This is a genomic window from Amycolatopsis camponoti, from assembly GCF_902497555.1.
Taxonomy (GTDB): Bacteria; Actinomycetota; Actinomycetes; order Mycobacteriales; family Pseudonocardiaceae; genus Amycolatopsis; species Amycolatopsis camponoti.
In genome coordinates this window covers 76,474-102,311 of sequence record NZ_CABVGP010000002.1, presented here as the reverse complement: position 1 = coordinate 102,311, position 25,838 = coordinate 76,474, and the positions used below count along the sequence as shown (strand labels likewise).

Annotated in this window: 24 protein-coding genes and 1 pseudogene; 9 read left to right on the top strand and 16 right to left on the bottom strand. The window is 69.8% G+C overall.

Annotated elements, in window-relative coordinates; genetic code table 11:
• Positions 1-38: 38 nt before the first annotated feature.
• Both AA23TX_RS21260 and AA23TX_RS21255 read left to right on the top strand, forming a co-directional pair.
• Positions 39-2,090 (top strand): DNA gyrase/topoisomerase IV subunit B, encoded by a 2,052-nt coding sequence (locus AA23TX_RS21260; protein WP_155544630.1) that lies wholly within the window; start codon positions 39-41, stop codon positions 2,088-2,090.
• A gap of 27 nt (positions 2,091-2,117) precedes the next feature.
• The gene (locus tag AA23TX_RS21255; protein WP_155544629.1) at positions 2,118-4,601 is read left to right on the top strand and encodes a DNA gyrase/topoisomerase IV subunit A; all 2,484 of its coding nucleotides are present in this window, start codon (positions 2,118-2,120) and stop codon (positions 4,599-4,601) included.
• 36 nt (positions 4,602-4,637) lie between these two features.
• Here AA23TX_RS21255 and AA23TX_RS21250 read toward each other — a convergent pair whose 3' ends face one another.
• The 9 genes and pseudogenes from AA23TX_RS21250 to AA23TX_RS21215 form a co-directional block, all read right to left on the bottom strand.
• A complete protein-coding gene (locus AA23TX_RS21250; protein ID WP_155544628.1) occupies positions 4,638-5,171 on the bottom strand; it encodes a hypothetical protein in 534 nt (177 codons plus the stop codon).
• A gap of 66 nt (positions 5,172-5,237) precedes the next feature.
• Positions 5,238-6,074 (bottom strand): SDR family oxidoreductase, encoded by an 837-nt coding sequence (locus AA23TX_RS21245; RefSeq protein WP_155544627.1) that lies wholly within the window; start codon positions 6,072-6,074, stop codon positions 5,238-5,240.
• Positions 6,074-6,904 carry a MaoC/PaaZ C-terminal domain-containing protein gene (locus tag AA23TX_RS21240; RefSeq protein ID WP_155544626.1) on the bottom strand — a complete coding sequence of 277 codons (831 nt, stop codon included), beginning with the start codon at positions 6,902-6,904 and terminating at the stop codon, positions 6,074-6,076. The genes AA23TX_RS21245 and AA23TX_RS21240 overlap by 1 nt, the downstream gene beginning before the upstream one ends.
• Positions 6,901-7,332: a type II toxin-antitoxin system Rv0910 family toxin gene (locus AA23TX_RS21235; RefSeq protein ID WP_155544625.1), complete on the bottom strand. Its 432-nt coding sequence runs from the start codon at positions 7,330-7,332 to the stop codon at positions 6,901-6,903. Before AA23TX_RS21235 ends, AA23TX_RS21240 begins: the two co-directional genes overlap by 4 nt.
• 8 nt (positions 7,333-7,340) lie before the next feature.
• Positions 7,341-7,652 carry a thiolase C-terminal domain-containing protein gene (locus AA23TX_RS51235; protein WP_439328789.1) on the bottom strand — a complete coding sequence of 104 codons (312 nt, stop codon included), beginning with the start codon at positions 7,650-7,652 and terminating at the stop codon, positions 7,341-7,343.
• 88 nt (positions 7,653-7,740) lie between these two features.
• Positions 7,741-8,493, bottom strand: a pseudogene (locus AA23TX_RS51230) (thiolase family protein); the annotation flags it as partial.
• 104 nt (positions 8,494-8,597) lie between these two features.
• Positions 8,598-9,905, bottom strand: a complete 1,308-nt coding sequence (locus tag AA23TX_RS21225; protein WP_338422507.1) for a family 1 glycosylhydrolase — start codon at positions 9,903-9,905, stop codon at positions 8,598-8,600.
• Positions 9,906-9,973: 68 nt separating this feature from the next.
• Positions 9,974-11,254, bottom strand: coding sequence for a ThuA domain-containing protein (locus tag AA23TX_RS21220; protein ID WP_155544624.1), 1,281 nt, complete (start codon positions 11,252-11,254; stop codon positions 9,974-9,976).
• A gap of 32 nt (positions 11,255-11,286) precedes the next feature.
• Entirely contained in the window at positions 11,287-13,113 is a 1,827-nt protein-coding gene (locus AA23TX_RS21215; protein WP_155544623.1) for a glycoside hydrolase family 3 protein, read from the bottom strand.
• A gap of 154 nt (positions 13,114-13,267) precedes the next feature.
• Between AA23TX_RS21215 and AA23TX_RS21210 the strand changes: the two genes are divergently transcribed.
• From AA23TX_RS21210 to AA23TX_RS21200, 3 genes are all read left to right on the top strand, one after another.
• Positions 13,268-13,759 (top strand): mycothiol transferase, encoded by a 492-nt coding sequence (locus AA23TX_RS21210; RefSeq protein ID WP_155544622.1) that lies wholly within the window; start codon positions 13,268-13,270, stop codon positions 13,757-13,759.
• Between the two features lie 32 nt (positions 13,760-13,791).
• Entirely contained in the window at positions 13,792-14,559 is a 768-nt protein-coding gene (locus AA23TX_RS21205; protein ID WP_155544621.1) for a helix-turn-helix domain-containing protein, read from the top strand.
• A gap of 72 nt (positions 14,560-14,631) precedes the next feature.
• Complete coding sequence (locus AA23TX_RS21200) at positions 14,632-15,771, top strand: 4-hydroxybenzoate 3-monooxygenase (RefSeq protein ID WP_155544620.1); 1,140 nt, start codon at positions 14,632-14,634, stop codon at positions 15,769-15,771.
• Here AA23TX_RS21200 and AA23TX_RS21195 read toward each other — a convergent pair.
• The 6 genes from AA23TX_RS21195 to AA23TX_RS21170 form a co-directional block, all read right to left on the bottom strand.
• On the bottom strand, positions 15,768-16,262 hold the full coding sequence (locus tag AA23TX_RS21195) for a YbaB/EbfC family nucleoid-associated protein (protein ID WP_155544619.1): 495 nt from the start codon (positions 16,260-16,262) through the stop codon (positions 15,768-15,770). The genes AA23TX_RS21200 and AA23TX_RS21195 overlap by 4 nt on opposite strands.
• Positions 16,263-16,268: 6 nt before the next feature.
• Entirely contained in the window at positions 16,269-16,649 is a 381-nt protein-coding gene (locus AA23TX_RS21190) for a YbaB/EbfC family nucleoid-associated protein (RefSeq protein WP_155544618.1), read from the bottom strand.
• Positions 16,650-16,658: 9 nt separating this feature from the next.
• Positions 16,659-17,792, bottom strand: a complete 1,134-nt coding sequence (locus AA23TX_RS21185; RefSeq protein ID WP_155544617.1) for a C40 family peptidase — start codon at positions 17,790-17,792, stop codon at positions 16,659-16,661.
• Positions 17,789-18,127, bottom strand: a complete 339-nt coding sequence (locus AA23TX_RS21180) for a hypothetical protein (protein ID WP_155544616.1) — start codon at positions 18,125-18,127, stop codon at positions 17,789-17,791. The genes AA23TX_RS21185 and AA23TX_RS21180 overlap by 4 nt, the downstream gene beginning before the upstream one ends.
• Positions 18,128-18,237: 110 nt before the next feature.
• A complete protein-coding gene (locus AA23TX_RS21175) occupies positions 18,238-18,975 on the bottom strand; it encodes a DsbA family protein (protein WP_155544615.1) in 738 nt (245 codons plus the stop codon).
• A 72-nt stretch (positions 18,976-19,047) separates the two neighbouring features.
• On the bottom strand, positions 19,048-19,554 hold the full coding sequence (locus tag AA23TX_RS21170; RefSeq protein ID WP_155547205.1) for a MauE/DoxX family redox-associated membrane protein: 507 nt from the start codon (positions 19,552-19,554) through the stop codon (positions 19,048-19,050).
• Between the two features lie 88 nt (positions 19,555-19,642).
• Here AA23TX_RS21170 and AA23TX_RS21165 point away from each other — a divergent pair, with 88 nt between their 5' ends.
• The 4 genes from AA23TX_RS21165 to AA23TX_RS21150 all read left to right on the top strand — a co-directional run bounded on the left by AA23TX_RS21165 (position 19,643) and on the right by AA23TX_RS21150 (position 24,999).
• Positions 19,643-20,473, top strand: a complete 831-nt coding sequence (locus tag AA23TX_RS21165) for a glutamate ABC transporter substrate-binding protein (RefSeq protein ID WP_155544614.1) — start codon at positions 19,643-19,645, stop codon at positions 20,471-20,473.
• A complete protein-coding gene (locus AA23TX_RS21160) occupies positions 20,470-23,226 on the top strand; it encodes an ATP-dependent helicase C-terminal domain-containing protein (protein WP_155544613.1) in 2,757 nt (918 codons plus the stop codon). The genes AA23TX_RS21165 and AA23TX_RS21160 overlap by 4 nt, the downstream gene beginning before the upstream one ends.
• A gap of 70 nt (positions 23,227-23,296) precedes the next feature.
• Positions 23,297-24,211, top strand: coding sequence for an ATP-binding cassette domain-containing protein (locus AA23TX_RS21155; RefSeq protein WP_155544612.1), 915 nt, complete (start codon positions 23,297-23,299; stop codon positions 24,209-24,211).
• Positions 24,208-24,999 (top strand): ABC transporter permease, encoded by a 792-nt coding sequence (locus AA23TX_RS21150; protein WP_155544611.1) that lies wholly within the window; start codon positions 24,208-24,210, stop codon positions 24,997-24,999. The genes AA23TX_RS21155 and AA23TX_RS21150 overlap by 4 nt, the downstream gene beginning before the upstream one ends.
• Before the next feature lie 251 nt (positions 25,000-25,250).
• Here the strand turns inward: AA23TX_RS21150 and AA23TX_RS21145 are convergent, their stop codons facing one another.
• On the bottom strand, positions 25,251-25,790 hold the full coding sequence (locus tag AA23TX_RS21145; RefSeq protein ID WP_230862644.1) for a TetR/AcrR family transcriptional regulator: 540 nt from the start codon (positions 25,788-25,790) through the stop codon (positions 25,251-25,253).
• Positions 25,791-25,838 lie beyond the last annotated feature (48 nt).

The following is a 25,838-nucleotide window of genomic DNA, read 5'->3' as shown; positions in this document are numbered from 1 at the left end:
CAGCACTTTCGCGAGCCACGATCCGGGAGAACGACCCTGTGACTGCCGAGACCTTGTACGGGGCCGATGACCTGACCCATCTCGAGGGTCTCGAGGCCGTCCGCAAACGCCCCGGGATGTACATCGGCTCCACCGACAGCCGGGGCATCAACCACCTCTTCTCCGAGGTCGTGGACAACTCGACGGACGAGGGTGTCGCCGGCCACGCGACGAAGATCGTCGTCACGCTGCACGCCGACGGCAGCGTCCAGGTGGACGACGACGGCCGTGGCATCCCCACCGGCACCCACGCGAAGTCCGGTTTGTCCGGCGTCGAACTGGTGCTGACGCGGCTGCACGCCGGCGGCAAGTTCGGCGGCTCCGGCTACAAGACCTCCGGCGGCCTGCACGGCGTCGGCGCTTCGGCGGTCAACGCGCTGTCGCACCGCTTCGACGTCACGGTGAAGCAGGACGGCAAGGTCCACCAGATGTCGTTCAAGCACGGCGTTCCCGGCACGTTCGACGCGCCCGGCCCGAAAGCGAAGTTCACCCGCCGGTCCGGGCTGAACCTCGTCGGCAAGATGAAGCGCGGCGAGCGCGGCGGCACGTCGATCCGCTACTGGTACGACTCGCGCTACTTCGAGTCCGGCGCGGCCCTCGACGTCGAGGGCGTGCGGGCCAAGCTGCGCAACACCGCCTTCCTCGTCCCGGGCGTCACCTACGTGCTGCGCACGGCGATGGAAGACACCATCAACGAGGAGACCTTCCACTTCCCGCACGGGCTGGTCGACATGGTCGACTTCCTGACGCCGTCGGGCGAGAAGCCGGTCTGCGGCACGCTGCTGATCACCGGCGAGGGCACGTACAAGGAGAACGCGGCCGACGCGGCGGGCGTCATGCAGTCCAATGTGGAGCGTCACGCCGAGGTCGAGGTGGCGCTGCGCTGGGGCACCGGCTACGAGCGCACGGTCGAGTGCTTCACCAACACGATCCGCAACGTCCACGGCGGCACCCACCGCCGCGGCTTCGACCGCGCGATGGCGAAGGCGTTGCAGGACGCGATCTCGAAGACCCGCGGGCTGCTCAAGCCCAAGGAGGACATGCCGACGATCGAGGACGTCCTCGAGGGCATGACGGCCGTGGTGCACGTCCGGCTGCCGGAGCCGCAGTTCACGTCGCAGACGAAGGACGAGCTGTCCACCGCCGGCATCACCCGCGTCATCCAGGCCATCGTCGACAAGCACGTCAAGGCCTGGACCGAAGACCGCAAGACGAAGTCCGAGGCCAAGGTCGTGCTGCAGAAGGTGGTCGACGCCTCCCGCGTCCGGCTCACCCAGAAGCAGCAGAAGGACGCGGCCCGGCGCAAGACCGCGCTGGAAGGCGCGGCGATGCCGCCGAAGCTGGTCGACTGCCGCACCACCGGCGTCTCCCGCAGTGAGCTGTTCCTGGTCGAGGGTGACAGCGCGCTGGGGTCGGCCCGCATGGCGCGCGTGTCGGAGTACCAGGCGCTGCTGCCGCTGCGGGGCAAGATCCTGAACGTGCAGAAGGCGTCGCTCGGCGACACGCTGAAGAACGCCGAGATCGCGTCGATCGTGCAGGTGCTCGGCGCGGGCACCGGGCGCACGTTCGACCTGACGACCATGCGCTACGGCCGCGTCATCCTGATGGCGGACGCGGACGTCGACGGCTCGCACATCCGGACCCTGCTGATCACGCTGTTCGCGAAGTACATGCGGCCGGTGATCGAGGACGGCCGGCTGTACGCGGCGATGCCGCCGCTGCACAAGCTCGTCACGAAGGGCCGCAACCCGGAGACGCACTTCACGTACACGCAGCAGGAGATGGAGTCCAAGTACGCGGAGCTGGAGCGGGCGGGCAAGAGCATCGTCACGCCGGTGCCGCGGTTCAAGGGCCTCGGCGAGATGGACGCCGACGAGCTGTGGGACACCACGATGAACCCGGCCAGCCGCTCGGTCCGCCGGATCACCATGGACGACGCCGAAGCCGCCGAGGGCGCGCTGGAGCTGCTGATGGGCGAGAAGGTCGAGCCCCGGCGGAACTGGCTGGTCGCCTCTTCGGACCGGATCGACCGCGACGCCATCGACGCTTAATTTTCGCAGCTACCAAGGAGTTCTGCCGTGGCACGCCGCAAGGGCACCACCACCAAGGTCGATCCCAGCGCGTTCGACTCCGCCGGGGCGAACGTCTTCGACAACTCGCTGAAGACCGAGATCGAAGACAGCTACCTGGAGTACGCGTACTCGGTCATCCACTCGCGCGCCCTGCCGGACGCGCGGGACGGGCTGAAGCCGGTGCACCGGCGGATCCTGTACTCGATGAACGAGAACGGCTACCGGCCGACGCACGCGTACGTGAAGTCGTCGCGCGTGGTCGGCGACGTCATGGGCAAGTACCACCCGCACGGTGACGTCGCGATCTACGACGCGATGGTGCGGCTGGCCCAGGACTTCTCGCTGAACGTCCCGCTGATCGACGGCCACGGCAACTTCGGCTCGCCCGACGACGGCCCGGCCGCCTCGCGGTACACCGAGGCCCGCATGTCGCCCGAGGCGATGCAGCTGGTCGGCGAGCTCGGCGAGGACACCGTCGACTTCCGGCCGAACTACGACGGTTCGCTCGAAGAGCCGTCCGTGCTGCCCGCGGCGTTCCCGAACCTGCTGGTCAACGGCACGTCCGGGATCGCGGTCGGGATGGCGACCAACATGATCCCGCACAACCTCGGCGAGGTCGTCGCGGCGGCGCGGTGGCTGATCACGCACCCCTCCGCGACGCTCGACAAGCTGATGGAGTTCGTCCCCGGCCCCGACCTCCCGACCGGCGGCAGCCTGCTGGGCCTCGACGAGGTCCGCCGTGCGTACGAGACCGGCCGCGGCGTGGTCCGGATGCGCGCGAACTGCGAAACCGGGCCCCTCGAAGGCAGCCGCGGGCGGCAGGCGATCACCGTCACCGAGCTGCCCTACGGCGTCGGCCCGGAGAAGGTGATCGAGAAGATCACCGACGAGGTCAACAAGTCCAAGCGGCTCACCGGCATCGCCGACGTCAAGGACCTCACCGACCGCGAGAACGGCACGCGGCTGGTCATCGAGTGCAAGGTCGGCGTCAACCCGCAGGCGCTGCTGGCCGACCTGTACCGGCTCACGCCGCTGGAGCAGTCGTTCGGCATCAACAACCTGGTGCTCGTCGACGGCCAGCCGCAGACGCTGGGGCTGAAGGAGCTGCTGGAGGTCTTCCTCCGGCACCGCTACGAGGTCGTCACGCGGCGCACGAAGTACCGGCGCCGCAAGCGCGAAGAGCGCCTGCACCTGGTCGACGGCCTGCTGATCGCCCTGCTGAACATCGACAAGGTGATCAAGCTCATCCGCGAGAGCGACAACGCGCAGGCCGCCAAGGACGGCTTGATGACGCGCTTCAAGCTCTCGGAGATCCAGGCGACATACATCCTCGACACCCCGCTGCGCCGGCTGACCAAGTACGACCGGCTCGAGCTGGAGTCGGAGCAGGATCGGCTGCGCGAAGAGATCGCCGAGCTGTCCAAGATCCTCGACGACGAGTCGGTGCTGAAGAAGCTGGTCTCGGCGGAGCTGGCGAAGATCGCGAAGGACTTCCCGACCGAGCGCCGCACGTCGCTGATCGACGGTGACCTGAAGGAGGTCCTGGCCGCGTCGAAGCCGTCCGGGCCGCTGGAGGTCACGGACGACCCGTGCCAGGTGATCCTCTCGGCGACCGGCCTGGTCGCGCGCACGGCGGCGGAGTCCGAGGAGTCGACGGAGACGCGCCGGCGCAACGGCCGCGTGAAGCACGACGCCGTCGCGGCGGTGGTCCACACGACGGCGCGCGGCCAGATCCTGCTGGTGACCAGCCGCGGGCGGGCGTTCAAGACGGACGTGCTGCCGTTGCCGGTCCTGCCGGAGCAGGCGGGCACGGTGTCGTTGCGCGGCGGCATGGCGGCTCGCGAACTGGTCCCGCTCGACAAGGGCGAGACGGTCGTCGGGATCGCCCCGCTGGGCGAGCAGGCGGCGGGTTCGCCGGGCCTGGCACTGGGCACGAAGGCCGGCGTGGTGAAGATCTGCTCGCCGGAGTGGCCGGTCCGTTCGGACGAGTTCGAAGTGATCTCGCTGAAGGACGGCGACGAGGTGGTCGGCGCGACGTGGCTGACGGACGGCTCGGAGACGCTGGCGTTCGTGTCGTCGGAGGCGTCCCTGCTGAAGTACGCGGCTTCGCTGGTCCGTCCCCAGGGCCTGAAGGGCGGCGGCATGGCGGGCATGAACGTGGGCGCGGGAACGGTGGTGTTCTTCGGAGCGATCCGCACGGACGACGACGAGCACGGTGAGCCCCTGGTGATCACGTCGTCCGGCCAAAGCGTCAAGGTAACGCCGTTCAGCGAGTACCCGGCCAAGGGCCGGGCGACGGGCGGAGTCCGAGCCCAGCGATTCCTGAAGGGCGAGACGGCGCTGCGCGTCGCGTGGATCGGCCCACGCCCGGCAGGTGCGGCTCGGAACGGGGATCCGGTGGAGTTGCCGGAGATCGACGTCCGCCGAGACGGATCGGGTCACGCCCACCCCGGCCCGGACGTGGTGGGTCACCTCATCGAACGAGACTGACGCCGGCCGCGGAGTCGTCCCCGGACGACTCCGCCTTCACCGCTCCGCGCGCAGGCGCAGGCGCAGCAAGGCCTTCCGCAGCCGGACGCGCTCGTACAGGAACGCGGCCACCACGACGACGATGGCGCCCGCGGCGAACAGGGCGAGCAGGTTGCCGACCACCGCGTTGATCAGGGTGAACCCCGCGATCAGCGAACAGCTGATGATCGTGCTCCGGCGGCGGCGCCGGTGCTGGACCAGCTGGTGGACCGTGAGGCGCGTCGCGGCCGCGTGCAGCCGCGGATCCGCCGGCACCCGGCCCGAGCGGCTCGCCTTGGCGGCGGCCCTGAACTCCGGCCAAGTCAGGTCTTCCCCGCAGGCCTGCCACATCGCCCGTTCCGCGCTCGCCAGCACGGGACCCATGACCGCGCCGAAAAACCCGCCCGCGCCGAGGCCGGTCAGCGCCACGACCCACCACGGACCGTCCGGCCACACCACGGTCGCCTCGAGTACCACCAGACCGGCGGCGAACAACGCCCCGGTCAGCAGTCCCAGCGTCCAGGCGCGCCGCGATCCCCCCTGCGTCCCCATCCCCCTAGTTTCGTTCCCTCCGGAGTGCGCTGCCGAACGATTACGCCGGACGGCTCAACGCCGGCACTACGGCAGCCTCACCGCGATGTCGTCGATCTCCCACGGGCCTTCGGTCTCGATCAGCTTCACGTCGTGCCAGCCGGCCAGTTCCGAGATCGCGCCGCCCTGGACCGCGAACACCTTGCCCGTCAGCGTGCACTTCTCCGAGGCCAGGTAAGCCACCAGCGGGGAGATGTTCGCCGGGGAGAACGCGTCGAACTCGCCTTCCTCTACAGGCAAGGCGAAAATCGCCCCCATGCCCGGGGTCGCCAACGTCAGGCGCGTGCGGGCGATGGGGGCGATCGCGTTGACGCGCACCCCGTAACGCTCCAGCTCGGCCGCCGCCACCAGCGTCATTGCCGCGATGCCCGCCTTCGCCGCGCCGTAGTTCGCCTGCCCCGCGTTCGGCAACGTCACGCCGGACGCCGAGGCCGTGTTGATCACCGAGGCCGACGGCTGGGAACCCGCCTTCGACGCCGACTTCCAGTACGCCGCTGCGTGGTGCAGGACCGCCGCGTGGCCCTTGAGGTGGACCGCGATCACCTCGTCCCACTGCTCTTCCGTCATGCTCGCGACGAACGCGTCGCGCAGGATGCCCGCGTTGTTCACCACCACGTCCAGCCCGCCGAACTCGGAGACCGCCTGGTCCACCAGCTCCGCCGCTCCCGCCCAAGACGCCACGTCCGACGTGTTCGCCACGGCCGAACCACCGAACGCGCGGATCTCCGAGACCACCGCGGGGTCCGGCTCGACGTCGTTGACGACGACCGAAGCCCCCTCGCGAGCGAACAGCAGCGCGTGTTCCCGCCCGATTCCCCGGCCCGCGCCGGTGACCAGCGCGACGCGCCCGTCGAGTGCACCCATCACAGCTCCGCGAGTCCGTCTTTGAGCACGAGTGTGTCTCCTACCGTGGTTTCGAAGGCGTACGAGGAAGGTCCGGCCGCCCAGATCGACGTCGACAGGTCCTGCCCGGGCAGCACCGGCGACGCGAACCGCACGGCCAGCCGGCGCAGTCTGTCCACAGAGGACCCGGCGACCTCGGTCAGCACGGCCCACGACGTGAACGCCATCGTGCAGAGCCCGTGCGCGATGATCCCCGGCAACCCCGCCGCCCGGGCCACCTCCTCGTCGAGGTGGATCGGCATCGGGTCGCCGGCGGCCGGGCCGTAGCGGAACGTCTGGTCGTCGTCGATGTGCTGGCTCACCTTCGCCACCGGAGCCCGAGCACGCAAAGACTCGTCGAACCGGTGCGAAGGGCCCAGCGAACCCTCCTTCGAGCCGGTGTCGAAGCCACGCACGAAGAACGTCACGTACTGCTCGTTCACCAGGTCCCCGGAAGCAGTGCGGCACTCGAGGTAGACCGTCGCCCGGGTGCCCTTCGGCAGTCCTTCGAAGCCGGTCATCTTGGCCCGCGACACCAAAGAATCACCAGGCCGGATCGGGCGGTGGAACCGGAAGTCCTGCTCACCGTGGAGAACCCGGCCGAACAGCGACGTCGGCACCACCTCCAGGGCCGGCTCGAGCAGCGACTGGAACACCGGCACGATCGCGAACACCGGGCTCGCGACGTCGCCGGCGCGGTGGGCCGGGATCGGGTCATTGGTCGCCGCCGCGTACTCGGCGAGCCGCTCGCGCGTGACGTCGAACGACACCGGCTCGGTCCACTTGTCCAGGCCGGCGGGACCGAACTTCATGCGACCAGTGCCTTGAGCTTTTCGAGCGACTCGTCGAGGTTCTTCTTGCCGTCCTTCTCGACGGCCTTGCCCAGCGCGCCGACGATCATCTGGCCGGTGAACTCGGCGTCGATGGTGGCGGCCGACCCCGCACCGGCCGCCGCCACCGACAGCGAGAACTTGATCTTCACCCCGGCCATCCCGGTACCCGAGATGACCAGCTGCGAAGGCGCTTCGTAGGAGTCGACGGTCCAGGTGATCGTGTTCGCCATGCCCAGCATGGTGACCACTTCGGACACCTGCGAGCCCTGTGAGAACTCGTCGGGGACGTCACCCTTCCACTTGGTGTGGATGGTCAGCCACTTCTCGAAGTTATGGGGGTTCGAAAACTCCGCCCACACCTTGCCGGGTGCGGCGGGCAGGTCGACGGACGCGCTGATCCGGCCCACGGTTTCTCCTAAGCTCGCTGGTAGGCGGTGACGACGGCGGCGCCACCGAGTCCGATGTTGTGCTGCAACGCGGCTTGGACTCCCGGCACCTGGCGCGCGTCCGCGTCACCGCGCAGCTGCCAGGTGAGTTCGGCGCACTGGGCGAGCCCGGTCGCGCCGAGCGGGTGCCCCTTCGAGATGAGCCCGCCGGACGGGTTCACGACCCACCGGCCGCCGTAGGTGGTGTCCCCGGCATCGACCAGGGTTCCGCCTTCGCCTTCTTCGCAGAGCCCGAGCGCTTCGTACGTCAGGAGTTCGTTGGCGGAGAAGCAGTCGTGCAGCTCGACGACCTGGAAGTCGGCGGGCCCGAGCCCCGCCTGGCTCGTACACCTGCAACGCCGCCTGCCGCGTCATGTCGTAGCCGACGATGTTCTTGGCGCTGCCGTCGAAGGTGCTGCGGAAGTCGGTGGTCATGGCCTGGCCGACGATCTCGACGGCCCGCTCGGCCAGGCCGTTCGTCTCCACGAAGGCCTCGCTCGCGAGGATCGCCGCACCCGAGCCGTCCGACGTCGGCGAGCACTGCAGCTTGGTCAGCGGGTCGTAGATCATCCGCGACGCCAGGATGTCGTCGAGGGAGTAGACGTCCTGGAACTGCGCGTACGGGTTGTTCACCGAGTGCCGGTGGTTCTTCTCGCCGATCTTCGCGAAGTGCTCGGCGGTCGTCCCGTACTGCTTCATGTGCTCGCGGCCGGCGGCGCCGAACATCCACGGCGCGGGCGGGAACAGCACCTCCGAGATCTCGGCGAGCGCCTGCATGTGGTTGCCCATGGGCTGTTCGCGGTCGTCGAACGTCGAGCCGAGCGAGCCGGGCTTCATCTTCTCGAACCCCAGCGCCAGCACGCAGTCCGCGCGGCCGCCGCGGACCGCCTCCGCGGCCAGGTACAGCGCGGTCGAGCCGGTGGAGCAGTTGTTGTTGACGTTGACCACCGGGATCCCGGTCATCCCCAGCTCGTAGACGGCGCGCTGCCCGGACGTCGACTCGCCGTAGACGTACCCGGCGTAGGCCTGCTGCACGGCGTCGTAGCCGAGCCCGGCGTCCTCCAGTGCCTTGGTCCCGGACTCGCGCGCCATCTGCGGGTAGTCCCAGCCTTCGCGCCGCCCGGGCTTCTCGAACTTCGTCATCCCGACGCCGACGACGTACACCCTGTTCGTCATGGCAACAAACATACAGACCGGCATGTATTTATCAAGAGCGGACCGCGAACCCGCAGGTCAGCGGCACAAAATCAGCCCAGCGGAGCGACCGGACCCGGGTAGCGGGCCGGGTCGAGGCAGCTGCCGAGGCCGTCGACGACCGAGCAGAAGCCCGGCGGCCGCACCGGCGTGTAGCCCGCCGGGACGCCGTGGCCCGCGATCAGCTGCCGGTACGCCGCGACGGCGTCGGTCGGCCGGCGCGTCAGCGTGGCGTCCGACCGGGCGTCCACTGTGTACAGTCCGAACCGCGGCTGGTAGCTGCCCCACTCGTAGTTGTCGGTGAGGCTCCAGTAGTTGTAGCCGATGACGTTCATGCCGTCGGCCTTCGCGCGCTGCACCCAGTAGATGTGGTCGCGCAGGTGATCCGAACGCGTGTAGCCGTCGGGACGCGCGTTGCCGTTGTCGGTCGGCATCCCGTTCTCGACGACGTACAGCGGCAAGCCGGGGAACTTCCGCGCGTAGTAACGCAATGCGTAGTAGATGCCGTCCGGCTGCGGCGTCACCTTCCAGAACTCGCCGCTCGCCGCGTGGATGGCACTGAGGTTGTCGAGGCTCGCGCCGTAGTAGTAGTCGAGGCCGGCGAAGTCGAGCTTGTCGCGCACCTGGTCGAGGAACGACGCGTCCAGGATGCCTTGCGCGGCGGGGATGTAGGCGGTGTTGCTGGACACGAGCGCACCGGGGTCCAAGGAGTGGATCAGGTCGTAGGCCGCCCGGTGCACCTTCACCAGCCGCGCCTGCGCCCACGGCAGCTTCCACCCGGCGAGGCCGCCGTTGGCCGTCTCGTTCTGCAGGTAGACGGTCGGCTCGTTGATCGTGATCCAGATCGCGCCGAAGCCCTTATAGCGATCCACGACGCGGCGGGCGTTGGCGAGCCAGGCGTCGACGGTGCGGTCGCTGTCCCAGCCGCCCTGGTCGGCGACCCAGCCCGGGTAGACCCAGTGGTCGAGGGTGATCATCGGCCGCATCCCGGCGTCGACGACGTGCCGCACGACGTCGTCGTAGTACGCCAGCTCGGCCTGGTCGACCTGGCCGGGGCGCGGCTCGATCCGGGCCCACTCGACGCTGAAGCGGAACACGTTCACGCCGAGCTGCTTCGCGCGGTCGATGTCCTCGGCGTAGTGGTGCCGGAAGTCGACGGACTGGAGGTAGGGCTCCTTGATCGACGACGTCTTCGCCTGCTCGTAGCGGCGCCAGTTGCTGTCGGGCGCGGAGCCTTCCGCCTGGTAGCCGGAGGTGGCGACGCCCCAGAAGAACGGAGTCGTGGCCACGGCCGGGGACACGCCGGCGAGCATTCCCGCCAGCAAGGCCACGACCACGAGGATCACTGGTTTTCCGCGCACCACGGCACCCTCCTCAGCCAACGTGAAGGTCATTCACATTAGCCGAGGGGGTGCCGTGGCGCATCCCGCTAGGCGACCTTGAACGATTGAGCGGCGCTGCCGTCACAGGTCGACTGGACCAGCTGGACACTGTCCGCGGTGGAAGCACCCGGCACGGTCAGGCACTTGCCGGTGTGGCGGACGATCAGGTGGTAGTACCCGCCGCCCTCCGACACGGGCTGCCACTGCTGGTTGTTCCCGCCGCTGTAGGACCACAGCTGCAGGCCGGCGTTGTCCGTCGTCGCCACGTTCGTGACGTCGATGACCTCGGCCGGGTTCGTGCGGTTGTTGATCCGGTCGAAGCCGCCGCTGGTCGGGGCGAACTGGTACTGCTGGGCCGTGGTGGCGTTGCAGGTGTACTGCTGGATCACGGTGCCGTTGGTGCTGCCCGCGGCCCGCGCGTCGACGCACTTGCCGGAGGCCTTGTTCGCCACGGCGTACCAGGCCGACGGGTCGATCGTGCCGTCCGGCGGCGGGGTGGTCGTGCCGCCGCCACCGAGCCACTTCAGGCCGTCGAGCAGGAAGCGGTTCTGGTCGGCGCTCTCGAACGTGGAGGACAGCGCGGTGTTCGTCTGGTAGTTCATCGCGTTGTGGCCGAAGTTCGAGTAGATCATCTTGTAGTTCTTGTTGGTCCACGAAATCGGGTAGTACCCGCTGTTCCAGGTCTGGCTCGGGTCGGTGCCGATCGGGAACGTGGACTGGTCCATCGCCGCCAGGATGGTGATGTTGCTGTTCTGGCGCAGGTCGTTCTGCCAGGCGTACCACTCGGACGTCGAGGACTTGATCGTCGCCGGCAGGTTCACCGTCGACGGGTGCGTGCGGTTCTCGATCTTCAGCGTCTCCGGCGTCGGGCCCCACGTGTTCGACGTGAAGCGGCCGGTGCCGAGGAAGTCGTTGTGGAACCAGTTGGCGTACGACGGCGTCGAGCTGTCGTTGTAGGCCGTGACGTGGAAGCCGTAGAACGCGCCACCCGCCTGCATGTACCGCTGGAAGCCCTGGAACTGCGCCTGCGACTGCGGCTGGTCGTCGAGGAACATGACGACCTGGTACTGGCTGGGCGTGAGGGTGGTCAGCTGGTTCCAGTCGGTCGTCGAGGTGTAGGTGAAGCCGTTGGCGCCCGCCTGCTGCGGGAACCAGACGTTGGCCTCCTTCTCGAAGCTGATGTGCGCGGCGTCGTAGGTGCCGCTGTAGAACGCGAGCACCTTGAACGGCGTCGCGGCCTGCACGGCCGGGGCGCCCAGGCTCAGGCCCAGGCAGGCGGCGAAGAAGGCCAATATCCGGATCAGGGGGCGGCGGGATCTTGACGACATGCGTGTTCCTTCCGGTGGGGGCGGGGAAACGGTCACCAGTGGCGCGGGTAGTGCAGGCCGTAGCCGAAGGGGAACAGCGCGGGCTTGCCGTCGCCGGCGTTGATCGGCTGCTGGTCGGCGCTGCGCATCCAGGTCACGGGCAGCTTGCCGGTCGGGTTGTAGGCGCCGAAGAGGACGTCGGCGACGCCCTGGCCTTCGCTTCCCGGCAGCCACGACTCGACCAGCCCGGCCCAGTCCGGCAGCTGCGCCGCGATGTCGAGCGGACGCCCGGATACCAGGACGACCACCGTCGGCACGCCGGAGTCCTTCAGCTTCTGCAGCGTGGCGAGGTCGGCAGCGTCGAGTCCCATCCCTTGTGGACGGTCACCCTTGCCCTCCGCGTACGGCGTCTCCCCCACGACCGCGACGGCGACGTCGTAGCTCTTGTCGATCCCGGTGCCGTCCTTGGCGTAGGTGACCTTCTTCGAGTTGCTCGTGATGCCCTGCAGGATCGTGGTGCCGGGGATGACCGGGCCGCTGGTGCCCTGCCAGCCGACCGTCCAGCCGCCGGACTGGTTGCCGATGTCGTCCGCGTTCTTGCCGGCCACGAAGATCTTGTCCCGCTTGGAAAGCGGCAGCACGTGGTTCTCGTTCTTCAGCAGCACCTGGGATTCGCGGACCGCCTGGCGGGCGAGGTCGCGGTGCTGCTCGCTGCCGATCGTGGTCAGGAACCGGCGATCGGTCAACGGGTGCTCGAAGAGACCGAGTTCGAACTTCTTGGTCAGGATGCGCTTGTTCGCGTCGTCGATCCGGGACATCGGCACGCGGCCGTCCTGCACCAGCGTGCGCAGCGTGTCGATGAACTTCTGCCACTCGTAGGGCACCATCACCATGTCGATGCCCGCGTTGATCGACGCCTCGACCTCTTCGGGGGTGAACCCGGTCTTGCCGTCGATCTTGTCGACGCCGTTGTAGTCCGAGACGACGATGCCCTTGAAGCCGAGCTCCTTCTTGAGGACGTCGTTGACCAGGTAGGAGTTGGCGTGCAGCTTCACGCTGTTCCAGCTGCTGTAGGAGATCATCACCGAGCCGACCCCGCGCTGGATCGCGGCCTTGAACGGCGGCAGGTGGATCTGCCGCAGCTCCTGCTCGCTGATCTCGGTGTTGCCCTCGTTGACGCCGCCGGTGGTGCCGCCGTCACCGACGTAGTGCTTGGCCGTGGCCATGACCGAACCCGGCCGGTTCAGCTCTTTCCCTTGCAGGCCGGTGATGATCGACGTCATCTCGGTGGCCAGCTGCGGGACCTCGCCGAAGGACTCGTAGGTGCGGCCCCAGCGGTCGTTGCGGGCGACGCACAGGCAGGGCGCGAAGTCCCAGTCGATGCCGGTGCCGGAGACCTCTTCCGCGGTGGCGCGGCCGATGCGTTGCACGAGGTTCGGATCCCGCGTCGCGCCGAGGCCGATGTTGTGCGGGAAGACGGTGGCGCCGTAGAGGCCGTTGTGGCCGTGGACCGCGTCGACGCCGTAGATCAGCGGGATGCCGAGCGGCGTGGCGAGGGCGGCCTTCTGGAAGCCGTCGTACATGTCGGCCCAGGTGACGGGCGTGTTGGGCGTCGGCTGCGAGCTGCCGCCGGAGAGCAGTGAACCGAGCCGGCCGGTGGTGACGTCGGCCGGCGACTTCACGCCGAGACGTTCGGCCTGCATCATCTGGCCGAGCTTGTCGTCGAGGCTCATCCGGGACAGCAGGTCGGCGACCCGCACCTTCACCGGGCGCCAGGAATCCTTGTACGCCGGGCCGTTCCCGGCGAGGGCCGGGGTTTCCGACGCCACCAGCAATCCCAGTGCCAGCGCGCCGATGCCCAGTCTGCGTCCGAGACCCATCCGGGTCCTCCTCGTCGAGAGACCGAAATTCACGCCTTGAATTAAGACACAGGTTTTCGGCGTTGGTCCAGACCTCTGACCGAACTCGGGTGCCGCTCAGCGGGATTGCGGCTTCCGGTCAGGTTCTGGCCTAGTTCGGTTCTACGGTGTCCTCATGACTCGCGAACACGAAGACCTGCTGGGCCTGCTGGCCGAAGTGCGGAAGCGCTTGCTGATCCCGGTCCGGGACATTTCGGACGCCGACGCGGCGAAGCGCACGACGGTCAGCGAGCTGACCCTGGGCGGGTTGATCCGCCACCTCGCGACGGGCGAGCGCATGTGGCTCCAGGTCCTGAAGTCCACGGACGGCGCCCTCCCGGACGGCATGCTGGACACGGCGCAGTACTCGATGAGCGAGACCCTCGCGCACTGGCTGTCGGCCTACGCCGCGGCGGCCGCGGAGACGGATGCGTACGTGCGTTCGTTGCCCTCGCTGGACGTTTCGGTGCAGCTGCCGACGACACCGTGGTCACCGCCGGAGCCCCAGTTCTGGTCGGCGAGGCGGATCGTCCTGCACCTGATCCACGAGACGGCCCAGCACGCGGGCCACGCGGACGTCATCCGGGAGTCCCTGGACGGCGCGAACTCCACCGCCCAGCTGGCGTAACCGCCGTCGGTTCCCCGGTAGGCTGGCGGGTGATGCCGGAAACCCGCCACTTCACCCTTCCCCCCGGGGAGACGCCGGAAGGGAAGGGCTGGCTGCCGCACGGCTTCCACCTCGGCACCCACCGCCACGCCGACGGCCAGCTCGTGTACGCGGCCGCCGGCGGGTTCGCCACGACCACCACGCTCGGGACCTGGGTCGCGCCGGCCAACCGGGTCACCTGGACGCCGCCGGGGTTCGACCACTCGCACCGCTGCTACGGCCGGACCGACTTCCGGCTCGTCGTCATCCCGGCCGAGTCGTGCGGTGAGCTCGTGGCGCACCCCGGCGTGTTCGCGGTGAGCCCGCTCCTGCGCGAGGCCCTCCTGGCGCTGACCGGCCCGCGGGAGAGCCGTCCCGGCGCCCACCGGCGGCTGCGCGCGGTCGTCGTCGACGAGCTCGCCGGGCCGCCCGAGCAGTCCCTGCACCTGCCCGAACCGCGCGACGACCGGCTGCGCGCCGTCACCGGTCTCCTGCACGCCGACCCCGCGCGGCCCGAGACGCTGAGCGAGCTGGGCCGGACCGCCGGGGCGAGCGAACGCACCCTCAGCCGCCTGTTCCAAGCCGAGCTCGGCATGGGATTCCTGCGCTGGCGCACCATCCTGCGCGTCCACCACGCCCTGGTCCACCTGACCGAGGGCCGGTCGGTCCTCGACACGGCGATGGCGTGCGGGTGGTCCAACCCGTCGAGCTTCATCGACGCCTTCACCGATGTCGTCGGCCAGACGCCGGGCCGGTACCAGGCCGGGCTGGACCCGCGCTGACTTGGCGGGTTTCCGGTATCCGGTGTCGCTTCACCGGTTGGTGGCGCCGCTTTCGAGGTCCACTGTGGAGCCATGACCGAACACACCACCGTCGTCGTCATCGGGGCCGGGGTCGCCGGGCTCACCCTCGGGAACATCCTGCTGCGCAACGGAATCGACTGCGTCGTTCTGGAGAAGCACAGCCGCGCGTACGTCGAGCAGCGGCAACGGGCCGGGACCATCGACAGCCGCGGCGTGCGCATGTTCCGCGAGTGGGGGCTCGAAGAGGTGCTGGTGAGCGACGCCCCGACCGACCTCGAGGGTGGCTTCTTCCTCGACGGCGAGGAGCTGCCCATCGAGCTCGACGACGACAGCGACAGCGTCTTCCTGCCCCAGCAGGTCCTCGTCCGGAACCTCACGGACGTCTTCCTGCGCGCCGGCGGCGACCTCCGGTTCGAAGCCGACGACGTCACCCTGGAGAACCTCGAACACCCTGTCGTGCGGTACGCGGACCGGGTCATCACTGCCGACTTCATCGCCGGCTGCGACGGCGACCGCGGGGTCAGCCGGACGGCCGTCCCCGATGGCGTCCTCACCCGGTACTCGCGTGAGTACGGCTACGCCTGGCTGAGCGTCCTGGCCGAAGTACCCGCGAAGCCGTCCGGCATGGCGATCCATTCCCGCGGCCTGGCGGGGATGATCCCCCGCGGCCCGCACGCCAGCCGCGTCTACCTCCAGTGCGCACTCGACGACGACCTCGCGCAGTGGCCGGACGAGCGCGTCTGGAGCGAACTGGCCGCCCGGTTCGGCCGGCCGGTCACGCCCGGCCGGATCGCCGACAAGCGGCTGGTTCCCCTGCGGAACGTCGTCCACAGCCCGATGCACCACGGCCGGCTGTTCCTGCTCGGGGACGCGGCGCACATCGTCCCGCCCATGAGCGCCAAGGGAATCCACCTCGCCCTCTTCGACGCCGAGGTTTTCGCACGCGGCGTCCTGCGGCACGTGAAAGAGGACGACCCGAGCCTGCTCGACGCGTATTCGGAGACGTGCCTGAGCCACGTCTGGAACTACCAGGCCTTCGCGTCGTGGATCACCGACGTCATGCACGACGCCGGGGACGCTTCCCACGCCGGGGAGTTCCGCAAGCGGATCGCCCGCGCGGAGCTGGAGCGCCAGTTCACCTCACCCGCCGCGAGCCGCCTGTTCGGCGAGTTCATGGCCGGGGTGAACTAGCGGTCCGAGCGCAGCGAAGCCGGGTCGAAGGAGTCCCAGTAGGCGTCTTCGTCCTCGGCACTCGGGGGTGCGGGTGTTTCCGGCGGCGCCGAACCGAGTCGCTCCGCGCGCAGCCGCTGGAACTCCTCGACCGTCATGCCCGGGTCGTCGTCCTCGGCTCGCGCGGGCGCCGGCATCCCGGTCATCTGCTCGATCATGAACGTCATGTCTTCGCCCAGCAGCAAAGCGACCTTGTTGTAGCCGTCCTGAGTCGCCTCGCGCATGGCCGCCTGGGCGATCTCGACCACCAGCGGCCCGAGCCGTTCACCCAGGTTCACCGCCGACGGCGCCAGCCACAGCCGCAGCAGCTTGCCGCGTCCGTCGACCGTCGCCTCCACCTGGCCGTCGAGGTCGTGGGCGGTGCCGGTGGCGGACGCGAGCAGCTCGTCCACTTTGGACATCGCCGCTTCCCGGGCCCGGGCCTGGGAGATCAGGTCACGTGTCGAGATCACCGGCGCTCACCTTCCGTACGAGTAGGTGTCGGCGTCCGGGTCGTCGTCCGGAATCGGCTCGTAACCCAGGACTTCGAGCTGCGACGCGTCCACCACCGGCGCCAGCGCGTGGTACATCTTGTCGCCCGCGCGGCGGGTCGCGCGCTGGGCCAGCTCGAGGATCTGGTCGGCGATGACCGCCGACCCGTGCCGCAGCGCCGACCGGTGGATGGTGAGCCCGGTCAGCAACCCACCGGGCGCCACCTGGACCTCGATGGTGCTGTCCGGGGACGACGCCTTGCCCACCACCGGACCGGTCCGGGAGAAGCGCGCCTCGGCCTCCGCGCCCGCGCGGTCCGCCTGCTCCGCGATCCGCGAAGAAGCCAGGTCGATGTCGAAGTCAGCCACCGGAAGAACTTAACCCGTCGGGCGGTAGAAGCCGATGAACGACTGTCCCGCGTTCGTGGTGCGGATCTTGCTGATCTGCACCGGGTCGCCGGCCTCGACCATCTGGCCGTCGCCGATCACCATCGCCACGTGCCCGGACCAGACGACGAGGTCGCCGGGCAGCAGCTGGTCGATCGAAGGCACCTCGGCCCCGACCGTCTGCTGCGCGGCCGTCCGCGGCAGCTGCAGGCCGGCGTCCTGGTACGACGTCATGGTCAGCCCGCTGCAGTCGAGGCCCTGGCCCCGCGCGGTGCCGCCCCAGACGTACGGCACGCCGAGCTGCGAAAGCGCGTTGCGCACGGCTTTCGCCGCGGTCTCGTTGGGCGCCATGACCTGCTTGCCGCCGGGCAGGTTGATCGCGACGCCGGAGCCGGGCTGCGGCGGGATCGCGACCGGCAGCCGCGGCTTGTGCACGGCACCGCCGCCACCGCCTCCGCCGCCTCCCCCACCACCGCCGCCGCCCCCGCCATCGGAGCCGCCGGAGTAGCCGGAGTTGCTGTTGAAGGACGAGCCCACCTTCGTCGACGGCGCGCTGCTGGCCGACGTCGTCTGCTCGCCGCCGCCCAGCCGCGTCCCGATGTCGGTGAGCTGGTTGATCGTCTGCTCGCTGAAGGTCGCGGCCTGGCCGGTGAGCTGGCTGATCTTCGTCTGCAGCTTCATCAGGATGTCGCGCGACGCGGCGGCCCGGCTCTCGGGCGGCTGGATCGACTTCACCGCCGCCAGCGCCTTCATCGACGCCGAGATCTCCTTGATGATCTGGTCGCGGACCTGGTCGTTCTTGATCTCGCCGACGTGCAGCGACTCGGCCGCCTCGGCGACGGCCTTCTCGATCTCGGCGCTCTCGTCGAGCAGGTCCTGGACCTCCTGCTCCAGGCTCTTCGACGTCGCGGTGGCGCGGTCGGTCGTCGAGCCGGAGCTGGCGGAGGTCAGGTTCACGCGCTGATCGGCGGCGGCGTCGCGGGTCTGCCCCACCGACCTCTGCAGCGCGACGTGCGCGTCGCGCGCGCCACCGATCGCGGCCGGGTCGTGGCGCAGCTTGTCCGCGAACTGGTTCGTGGTGTCCAGGCTGTGCCGGACGAGCTGGTCGGTGTGGTGCTCGGTCACGAGAGGTCCTGCCCGAGGCGCCGGACGACGTCGCCGTGCTCGCCCTCGACCGCCGCGTAGTTGCGGTCGGTCTGCCGGGCGGCGTCGCCGACCTGCCGCCAGCCGCCGCCGACGCGGTGCATCCGCTCCTGCAGCGCGCGCATCCGGCCGCTGTAGGCGCCGGAGAAGCCGGACTCGCCACCCATCTCGGAGAAGCCGTGGCCGCCGAGCGTCACGTGCGGGCCGACGTGCTTGTCGGCCGCCCCCTTGACGTCGTCGCCGAGCGGATCGACCTCACGGGCGTACCGCGCGTACGCGCCGTCGTCGACGTGAAACCCCTGCCGCGAACCGTCCACTGGCCCTCCCTGTCACCGGGAGTGCGACGTGCGCGCGCGACCCCCGGTTCCCCTGCTGCGGGATTCAGCCTAGTCCACGGTCCGTCCCCGAGTGGGCGAATTGCCCGGACTCAGCCGGTGACCGTCGTGAGCCAGCTCGGGTCCTGCCAGTTGACGATCGCGCCGTTCGCCGTGACCGTCGGCGTGCCGAAGCCGCTCCGCCCGTTGCCGAAGTCCTGCGCCAGCTTCGGGTCTTTTTCGATCTGCTGGAAAGCGTCGTTGACCTGCTGGTCGTACGTGCCGGCGTTGACCGTCTGCGAGAACGCGGGGTCGGTGATCCCGACGTCCTGGCCGAGCTTGATCAGCTGCGCCTTGTCGTAGCCGCGCTTGCCCTCCTCGGGCTGGTTCGCGAACAGCGCGTCGTGGAACTGGAGGAACTTGCCGGCGTCGGCCGCGGCCAGCGCCGCGTTCGCCGAGTCGAGGGAGTAGCCGGGCGGATCGGAACGGTCGTTGAGCAGCGGCACCATGTGGTAGCGCACCTGCAGCTTGCCGTCGTTGATCGCCTGCTCGACGCCGGCCTTGTAGGTCTTCTCGAACTGGCCGCAGATCGGGCAGAGGAAGTCGGCGTACACGTCGATCGAGGCCTTCGCACCCGCCTTGCCGACGGTGACGACCACGCCGTCGCGCTTCTGCGTGACGTCACCGGCCAGCGACGTGCCCCCGGCGGCGATCGTCTGGCCCTCGGTCTTGTTCTTGTCCGAGATCGTCCAGATCACGCCGCCGATCACCAGCGCGGCCACGACGACCACGGCGGCGATCCCGATGATCCACTTCCGCTTGTCGGTCGATGCGCCCCTGGCCTGGGCCACCGCCTTCGCTCCCCCGGCCTGTGCGGCCTGACGACGCTTCCGAGCGGTCCGCTCAGCTCCACCCACTGTGTATCAGTTCCCTTCCGCGATACCCGAGTAGTCGCGCTCGGGCTCGGTGGAGTTCCCGCGACCTCGCGCCAGCCAGCCGTCGAGCGACAGCCACGTGCGCGGGCGCGCCAGCAGCCACACGGCCAGCAGCGCGAACCCCGAGTCGCGGAGGATCTCCTGCGGGTACTCCGTCTGTCCCGCCGCCACCTGCCCGCCGCCGCCGAAGCACCCGCAGTCGATGCTCAGCCCGCGCGCCCACGACTGGGCGATCCCGGCGATGAGCACGACGAGCATCACCAGCGCGGCGCCGGCGACCCACCGGGTCGCCAGGCCCGCGAGCAGGAACAGCCCGAGCACGAGTTCGACGAGCGGCAGCGCGATGGCCACCACGTTGGCGAGTGCGTCCGGCAGCACGTCGTACGCCTTCACGGCGATCAACGTCTGGCCCGGATCCGCCAGCTTGAGCGCACCGGAAACGAGCCAGACGGCAGCCAGCCCGAGCCGGGCGAGCGTGCCGACGGCGTCCAGCACGGGTTGGGACGGTCGCACCACGCACTTAGGCTAACGGGAGGACCTGAGAACTTCGTGAGGGCACGGCGGTGGTGGAGGGAGCGGCGGAATGCGGTGGCGCACGCTCCTCGGTTCGGTGTTGCTGCTGGTCACGGCCACGGCATGCGGGCCGGGCAAGGTCTCCCCGACCGACTCGCTGGTGACCCGTGCCAGTGCGACGGATCACCTGACCATCGGCATCCGGTTCGACGCGCCGGGGCTTTCCGAGCGCACGATCGACGGGCGATTCGTCGGGTTCGACGTCGACGTCGCGACTTTCGTCGCATCGGAACTGGGGGTGGCCGCGAAGGACATCACGTGGCGCGAGACGACGTCCGCGACCCGTGAGACGGACCTCACCTCCGGCTCGGTCGACCTGGTCGTCGCCACCTATTCGATCACCGACAAGCGCAAGCAGCTCGTGTCGTTCGCCGGGCCGTACTTCACCACCGGGCAGGACCTGCTGGTGCGGCGCACGTCACCGGACATCACCGGCCCGGAGACGCTCAACGGGCGCCGGCTGTGCTCGGTCACCGGTTCGACGCCGGCGCAGCAGGTGAAGGACAAGTTCGCGCAGGCCGTGCAACTGGTCGAGTACCCGCGGTACCCGGACTGCGTGACCGCGCTGCTGGCCGGCCAGATCGACGCGATGACCACCGATGGGGTGATTCTCGCGGGCTACGTCACGCGCGACCCCGAGCTGCTGAAGGTCGTCGGGAAGGCGTTCTCGAAGGAGAGCTACGGCGTCGGCCTGCGCAAGGGCGACACCCAGGGCGTGAGCGCGGTCGACGACGCGATCCGCAAGATGATCTCCTCCGGCGAATGGCTGCGCTCGCTCAACGCGAACATCGGGCCGTCCGGGTACCAGCTGCCGTCCCCTCCCGAGGTCACCGAGAAGTGAAGCTCCCCGATCTGCCGGTCCGCGCGGTCCTGCCGGACGTTCTTTCGGCCTTGGACGCGCACGGCACCGCGGTGCTCGTCGCGCCGCCCGGGACGGGGAAGACGACGCTGGTCCCGCTGGCGCTGGCTGCTTCGGGGTCCGGCCGGGTCGTCGTCGCCGAGCCGCGTCGCTTGGCGGCGCGCGCCGCCGCTTCCCGCATGGCGGCTCTATTGGGTGAACCGGTCGGCGAGACGGTGGGATACGCCGTCCGCGGTGACCGGAAGGTGTCATCGCGGACGCGGGTCGAGGTCGTGACGTCGGGGCTGCTGGTGCGGCGCGTGCAGGGCGATCCCGAGCTGCCCGGGGTGTCGACGGTGCTGCTGGACGAGTGCCACGAGCGGCACCTGGACGCGGACCTGCTGCTGGCGTTGCTGCTCGACGTCCGCGCGGGGCTGCGCGACGACCTGCGGCTGCTGGCGACGTCGGCGACAGTGGCCGCCGGGCGCCTCGCGACGCTCCTGGGCGACGCCCCGGTCATCACGGCCACGGCGCCGACGTTCCCGGTTTCCTTCTCCTACGTTCCGCCGGCGCGCGGGGAACGCATCGAGGCTTGTGTGGCCCGGGCGGTGCGGACGGCGTTGTCGTCCGGCGACGGTGACGTCCTCGCGTTCCTGCCGGGCGCGGGCGAGATCGCGCGGACGTCGGGAATGCTGTCGCTGTCCGATGTGGACGTCCTGCCGCTGCACGGACGGCTCTCGGCGGCGCACCAGGACGACGTCCTGCGGCCGCGCTCACGGCGTCGCGTGGTGCTGGCGACGGCGGTGGCCGAGTCGAGCCTGACGGTCCCGGGAGTGCGCGCGGTGGTGGACTCGGGTCTGGCGCGGGTCCCGCGGGTCGACCACCGGCGAGGGCTGCCGGGGCTGGCGACGGTGCGGGTCTCGGCGGCGGTGGCGACGCAGCGGTCCGGGCGCGCGGGTCGCGAGGGGCCCGGGCGGGCGTACCGCTGCTGGGCTGCGCACGAGCAGGCGTTGCTGCCGGCGTACCCGGAGCCGGAGATCAGAACGGCCGAGCTGGGCCGGCTCGCGTTGGAGCTGGCGTGCTGGTCGACGCCGGACGGAAGCGGCCTGGCCTGGTGGGACCCGCCGGGCGAGGGAGCGCTCGCGGCGGGGCGCGCGTTGCTGGCGACACTGGGTGCGACTGCGGACGGCGTAGTCACCGCGCGCGGACGGCGGATGGCGGAGCTGGGGCTGCACCCACGGCTGGCGCGGGCATTGTTGGACGGCGCGGCGGCGGTGGGCCCGCGGAACGCGGCGGAGGTGGTGGCGCTCCTGGACGCGGGTGCCACGCTGACGGACGTGAACGCGGAGTTGCGAAGACTGCGGTCAGCCGGCGACGACGCGGCGCGACGGTGGAAGCGCGAAGCCCGGCGCCTCGAGAGCTTGGCGACCAAGTTTTCAGTGACTGAAAGAAGTCGTGCGACTGAAAGCGGTAGTGCCACTGAAGGTGCTAGTTCCGCTGAAGGTGGTAGTGCGACCAAAAGCAGTCGCGCCAACGACAGCGGTAGCGCGAGCGAAAGCAGTCGTGCCACTGAAAGCGGTAGTGCGACCGAAAGCAGTCGTGTCACTGAAAGCGGTAGTTCGGCTGCAAAAAGTCGTGTGACTGAAAGAAATGGTGCGACTGAAAGCGTTGAGCTTGCCGAGCCCGCCAACGCCGCCCCTCGCACGCCCCCTGCATCCCGCACACCCCGTACATCCGCTGCACCACCGCCAGTCGCTCACCATAATTCAGCCACTGAACTTCGTACAGTGACTGAATGCACTACACCCACCGTAGCGAAGCGAGCGGATGCCGCGCTGGTCGTCGCGCTCGCGCATCCCGAACGGCTGGCTCGGCGGCGTCCCGGAGGCGCGCCCGTCTACCTCATGGCCGGCGGCACCGCGGCCGAACTCCCGCCGGGCAGCGGGCTCGACTCCGAATGGCTGGCCATCGCCGAAGCCACCCGCGACCCCGGCCGCGTCCACGGCACCATCCGCCTCGCCGCGGCCGCCGACGAGCGGCTCGCCACCCGCGTCGCCCCGGTGTCCGAAGTGGACGAAGTCACCTGGGACGGCGACGTCCTGGCCCGGCGCGTCCGCAAGCTCGGCGCCATCACCCTCTCCGAGAAGCCACTCAAGAACCCGGACGTCCACGACGCCCTCGTCACCGGCCTCCGCGAGAACGGCCTCGGCCTCCTCAAGTGGAGCCAGGACGCGACCCGGCTCCGCGAGCGGATGGCGTTCCTGCACCGCGTCCGCGGCGAACCGTGGCCGGCGGTGGACGACGCCACCCTCCTGTCCGATGTGGACAGATGGCTCGACCTGTCCGGGGCACGACGGAAAGCGGACCTCGCGACCATCGACGCGGGCACCGCGCTCAAAGCCCTCCTGCCGTGGCCGGAAGCGGCCAAGCTGGACGAGCTCGCCCCGGACCGGCTCGAAGTCCCGTCGGGGTCGCACATTCGCGTCGACTACCGGGCCGACCAGCCGGTGCTCGCCGTCAAGCTGCAGGAAACCTTCGGCTGGACCGAAACCCCCACCGTGTCCGGCATCCCGGTGGTGCTGCACCTGCTCTCCCCCGCCGGCCGCCCGGCGGCGATCACCGCCGACCTCGGGAGCTTCTGGACCACCGGCTACCCGGCGGTGCGCGCCGACCTGCGCGGCCGCTACCCGAAGCACGCCTGGCCCGAGGACCCGGCCACCGCGGTCCCGACCCGGCACACCCGCCGACGTCCCTGACGAAAGTCGGGGGCCGTCCGCGACCGTCGGCCGATGCCCGCGCACCCCCGCGGGCCGCAGACTTCGTCCCATGATCACGCTCAGAGGACTGACGAAACGCTACGGGGAAAAGACCGTCGTCGACGCGCTGACCTGCGACGTCGCGCCGGGCCATGTAACCGGATTCCTCGGCCCCAACGGCGCCGGGAAGTCGACGACCATGCGGATGACCGTCGGGCTCGACCACCCCCAGGCGGGCGAAGTCCTGGTCGGCGGCAAGCGCTACGCCGAGCTGCGGCACCCGCTGCGCGAGGTCGGCGCACTGCTCGACGCCAAGGCCCTGCACCCCGGCCGCAGCGCCGGGAAGCACCTGAAGGCGATGGCGCAGAGCAACGGCATCGCGACGAGCCGCGTCGAGGAAGTCCTGGCGACGGTCGGGCTTTCGGACGTCGCGGGTAAACGGGCCGGGCAGTTCTCGCTCGGCATGGGCCAGCGGCTCGGCATCGCGGGCGCGCTGCTCGGCGACCCGGGCACGCTGATGTTCGACGAGCCGGTCAACGGCCTCGACCCGGACGGCGTCCGCTGGGTCCGCCAGCTGATGCGCTCACTCGCCGCCGAGGGGCGCACGGTGTTCGTCTCGAGCCACCTGATGAGCGAGATGCAGCTGACGGCCGACCACCTCATCGTGATCGGCAAGGGCAAGCTGCTGGCCGACGCGCCGGTCGCGGAGTTCATCGCGGACAACTCCCGCACGACGGTCTCGGTGCGCGTCCCGGCCGAAGGCGAACGTTCGAAGCTCGACGCCCGGTTGCGCGCCGAAGGTGCGCTGACGCACCCCGGCGAGCCGGGCGAGCTGGTGGTGGACGGCGTCGACGTCACCCGCGTCGGCGATCTGGTGCACGAGCTGGGGATCCGCGTCCACGGCCTCGCCGAGCTGACGGCGTCGCTCGAACAGGCGTACCTGGAACTGACCGCTTCTTCGGTGGAGTACGGGGTGTCGGCATGACGACTGCGACGGCTTCAAGCGTGCGTACCGGGGGCCGGTCCGGGGCGGTGGCCGCGGAGTGGACGAAGTTCTGGTCGGTCCGCGCGACCTGGTGGTGCCTGATCGCGGGAACGGCGCTGATGCTGGGCTACAGCACGCTGTCCGGGATCGCCCAGCACTTCGACGACGACCCCCAGGCAGCGAACACGATCACCCTCGGCGCCGGCTTCTACCTGACACAGTTCGCGGTGATCGCGCTGGCAACACTGTTCGTCACGAGCGAGTACACCGGCGGCGGCATCCGGTCGACGCTGCTGTGGACCCCGGTCCGTTCCCGCGTGGTCCTCGCGAAGGCGGCGGTGCTGCTACCGGTGCTTTTCGCGTACGGCGTGGGCATTTCCTGCGCGGGAATGGCCTTGGCAAGCGTGGTGAAAAACGGCCACGGCCTCCCGACAAGCCTCGAAGCCGGCTTCACAACGGCATTCGGCATGGGCGGGTATTTCGCACTGCTGGGTCTGGTGTGCACGGGCGTGGGCTGGGCCCTGCGCAGCGCGGCGGGGACGCTGGTGACGGTGATCGTGCTGCTGGTGCCCCTGCCGCTGATCGTGGCATCGCTGGGGCTGCCGGAGCTGATCCCGTACTTCCCGGGCATCGCGGGGGTGAACGCAATGGTCGAGGCCGGCCGGCCGAACCCGATCACGATGGCACCGGCACCGTACGCACCCTGGGTGGGCTTGCTGATCTGCGCGGCGTGGGCCGGCGCGGCCCTGGCAGCAGGCGCAGCAGTGCTACGCCGCCGCGACGCCTGACCCCAACAGAGCCCCCACCCTCCCTGGGGGGCGGCCCCGCTTCCAGCGTATCGGCCGCCTCCGACAAAGCCGGGGAAAACCGGGAGCCGAGGCCCGGTTGTCCACATTCGCGCCGGCTTGTGGACAACCGGACTCAGCCGATCCCGATGCCGATCAGGACTTCGCGAGGTAAGACCAGCACCCAAGGCGGCCTCGGTCGCGATCAACGCACCGAAGGCCAACGCATCGAAGGCGGCCTTGGGACGCTCCCGTCAGGCCGAGCCGATGCCGATCCCCGTCAGGATTTCCCGGGCCCCGGTCACCAAAGCCTCCCGCGAAGGCAGCCCCGAAGCCCCCACCAAGACCCCGAAAATCGTCCCCTCCATCCAATCCACCACCAACCCCGCATGCCGCGGCGGATCCGGCGAGCCCGCCGCCGACAGCAGCTCCGCCGCGGCACCGCGGATCACCGCTCCGCCCGAGTCGTACTGCTCCCGCAGCTCCGGACGCCGCGTCGCCTCCAAAGCCAGCTCGTACCGCGCCAGCATGCGCGTCCGGCCAGGTCCCAGCGCCTCGGCCACGTAACCGGCGATCGACTCCGCCAACCCACCCGACGAAACCGCCACCTGGTCCAGCTCGAGAATCCGCGCGAAAGTCAAAGACAGCAACGCCGCCCGCGTGCGCGCGTAGTACGACGTCGAGCCGAGTGGCAGCCCCGCGCGGCGGTCGACCGCCCGGTGGGTCAGCCCGCGCAGGCCCTCCGCGGCGATCACCTCGATCGCCGCGTCACCGATCATCGGAAGACGCTCCACGAAACCGCACTCTACAGGTGTAGAGTCCTCTACACCTGTAGAGGAGGA

Coding starts and splice junctions, on each gene's coding strand:
- AA23TX_RS21250 (WP_155544628.1), bottom strand. CDS start 5,171: ATGGGGACGCAGGGGGGATCGCGGCGCGCCTGGACGCTGGGACTGCTG.
- AA23TX_RS21210 (WP_155544622.1), top strand. CDS start 13,268: ATGACTCGCGAACACGAAGACCTGCTGGGCCTGCTGGCCGAAGTGCGG.
- AA23TX_RS21150 (WP_155544611.1), top strand. CDS start 24,208: ATGACGACTGCGACGGCTTCAAGCGTGCGTACCGGGGGCCGGTCCGGG.
- AA23TX_RS21205 (WP_155544621.1), top strand. CDS start 13,792: ATGCCGGAAACCCGCCACTTCACCCTTCCCCCCGGGGAGACGCCGGAA.
- AA23TX_RS21220 (WP_155544624.1), bottom strand. CDS start 11,254: ATGTCGTCAAGATCCCGCCGCCCCCTGATCCGGATATTGGCCTTCTTC.
- AA23TX_RS21165 (WP_155544614.1), top strand. CDS start 19,643: ATGCGGTGGCGCACGCTCCTCGGTTCGGTGTTGCTGCTGGTCACGGCC.
- AA23TX_RS21200 (WP_155544620.1), top strand. CDS start 14,632: ATGACCGAACACACCACCGTCGTCGTCATCGGGGCCGGGGTCGCCGGG.
- AA23TX_RS21245 (WP_155544627.1), bottom strand. CDS start 6,074: ATGGGTGCACTCGACGGGCGCGTCGCGCTGGTCACCGGCGCGGGCCGG.
- AA23TX_RS21240 (WP_155544626.1), bottom strand. CDS start 6,904: ATGAAGTTCGGTCCCGCCGGCCTGGACAAGTGGACCGAGCCGGTGTCG.
- AA23TX_RS21155 (WP_155544612.1), top strand. CDS start 23,297: ATGATCACGCTCAGAGGACTGACGAAACGCTACGGGGAAAAGACCGTC.
- AA23TX_RS21215 (WP_155544623.1), bottom strand. CDS start 13,113: ATGGGTCTCGGACGCAGACTGGGCATCGGCGCGCTGGCACTGGGATTG.